This is a genomic window from Actinomadura sp. KC345 (genome assembly GCF_004348515.1).
Lineage (GTDB): Bacteria > Actinomycetota > Actinomycetes > Streptosporangiales > Streptosporangiaceae > Spirillospora.
Genome location: NZ_SMKH01000525.1, coordinates 1 through 2,374 on the forward strand (window position 1 = coordinate 1; position 2,374 = coordinate 2,374).

The 2,374-nt window shown below is 67.8% G+C and carries 2 protein-coding genes; both read left to right on the forward strand.

Annotated elements, in window-relative coordinates; all coding sequences use genetic code 11:
- Window positions 1–161: 161 nt before the first annotated feature.
- Window positions 162–425 carry a hypothetical protein gene (locus E1281_RS39175; protein WP_131884738.1) on the forward strand — a complete coding sequence of 88 codons (264 nt, stop codon included), beginning with the start codon at window positions 162–164 and terminating at the stop codon, window positions 423–425.
- An 82-nt stretch (window positions 426–507) separates the two neighbouring features.
- The gene (locus E1281_RS39180; RefSeq protein ID WP_131884739.1) at window positions 508–2,061 is read left to right on the forward strand and encodes a long-chain-fatty-acid--CoA ligase; all 1,554 of its coding nucleotides are present in this window, start codon (window positions 508–510) and stop codon (window positions 2,059–2,061) included.
- Window positions 2,062–2,374: the final 313 nt, after the last annotated feature.

The window sequence follows — 2,374 nt, forward strand, 5'->3', positions numbered from 1 at the left end:
GCGCCGGGCCGGCCGCCCTTTTCCGGCCAGCCCCCGTTTGCGGGCCAGCCGCCGGTGCCGCCGGGGCAGCCCTACCAACCGCCTCCCGGCGCCCCGCCTTCCTTCTGAGGTCAGGGTGCGCCCCCAGGGCGCTCGGGGGTGCGGCCCCCAGTGGTCTCAGGGTGCGGCTCCGCCATGCAGCGGGGCCGGAGGCGGCCAAGGTCGTACCGAAGGGTGATGACCCGCGCGAGACGAGCGCATACGGTGAGGGCATGGGTAAGACGATTCTGACCATTCTCGGTGTAGTGCTCGCGGTGTGGCTGGTGATGACCGTCATCGGGGCGATCCTGTCGATGCTGAAGTTCTTCTTCTTCATCGGCTTCGTCGCCGTCCTGGTGGTACTTGCCGTGACCGCGGTGTCCAAGTTGTCAAAAAGTAACTCGTAAGTCCCCCATGCCTCTTGCCGGGGCATCGCCGGTGACCGCATGATGCCGGAACAACCGGCGGTCATCGGCGAAGGGGCCCATCGTGCCAGGACTTACTGAGCTGCTGCGCGAGCGTGCGAGCGCGCATCCCGATCGCATCGCGTACATCGCGGGCGACACTGAGATCAGCTATGGCGAGTTCGACCGGCGCGTCGACCAGGTCGCTTCGGCGCTGGCGGCCGCCGGTGTCGAGCGCGGTGACCGCGTCGCCGTCCTCGACAAGAACTCCCTGGAGTACGCCGAGCAGCTGTTCGGCGCGGCGCGCGTCGGCGCGGTCCAGGTCCCGGTCAACTACCGGCTGGCACCCGACGAGGTCGCCTACATCGTCAACAACGCCGAGGCGACGGTCTTCGTCGTCGGCCCCGAGTTCGTCCCCGTCCTGGACGCGATCGCCGACAAGCTGGAGCACACCACGCACACGGTGGTGATCGGCGGCTCCGACCGGTACGAGGACTACGCCGCCTGGATCGAGGGCGCGCCCACCGCCCCGCAGAAGTACGAGGCCGACACGGCGGACGTGTTCGTCCAACTGTACTCGTCGGGCACCACCGGCCGCCCCAAGGGCGTCATGCTGACGCACGACAACTTCTTCGCGGCCCTGACGGTCACCAACGACGTGTGGGACATCGAAGAGTCGTCCGTCCTGATGGTCGCGATGCCGATGTACCACGTGGCGGGCAACGTCCTCACCGTCTCCTCCGTCTACAACGGCCTCACCAGCGTGATCGCGCGCGAGCCCGACCCGACGCTGATCGCGAAGGGCATCGAGAGGCACCGGGTCACGCACATCTTCCTCGTCCCGGTCCTGCTGCAGTTCATGCAGCTGATCCCGGAGGTCGGCGAGGCCGACATGTCCAGCCTCGAACTGCTGCTGTACGGCGCGTCCCCGATCAGCGAGGACGTGCTGCGCGGCGCCATGCGGATGCTGCCGAACACCCAGTTCATGCAGGTGTACGGGCTGACGGAGGTCACCGGCGCGATCACCATGCTGCCCGCCGAGGACCACGACCCGGACGGCCCGAACACCCACCGGCTGCGCAGCGCCGGCCTCCCGAACGCCAACACCAAGATCAAGATCCTCGACCCGGCGACCCAGGAGGAGGTCCCCGTCGGCCAGGTCGGGGAGATCGTCTGCCAGACCCCGCAGAACATGAAGGGCTACTGGGGCCTGCCCGACGCGACCGAGGCCGCCCTCTCCGCCGACAACTGGTTCCGCACCGGCGACGTCGGCTACCTCGACGAGGACGGCTACGTCTACATGCACGACCGGGTCAAGGACATGATCATCTCTGGCGGGGAGAACATCTACCCGGCCGAGATCGAGAACGCCCTGATGAGCCACCCGGACATCACCGACTGCGCGGTCATCGGCGTCCCGTCCGAGAAGTGGGGCGAGACGCCCAAGGCCCTCGTCGTGGTGTCCTCGGACATCTCCGAACAGGACATCATCGACTACTGCCGCGAGCGACTGGCGCACTTCAAGTGCCCCAGCTCCGTCGAACGCCGCGACGAGATCCCCCGCAACCCCACCGGCAAGATCCTCAAGCGCGAACTCCGCGACCCCTACTGGGAAGACAAAGACCGCGCGGTTCATTAGCAGTTCCCTTGGCGTCGGGCCCTGGGGGCCCTCCTTCGGCGGGAACTGCGGTGCGATCGCTGCATCGCTCCGAACTCGCCTTGGCGGCTCGCTTCGCGATCAGGTTTCTCGCTTCGCTCGAAACCTGCCTTCGGACGCGATCGCAGTGGTTCAGATTGTTGCGGTTGCGGCGGTGGCTGGGGCCGTGCGGATGTGGGTGCGGCCTGGCGCCGGGAGGTGGGTCTTGCCCAGCGACCGGCGCCGGGTGGGCGTCAGTTCAGGTGAAGCGGACTGCGCCTGAGAGGGGGCGGTGGTCGGAGGTTCTGGTGGGGGT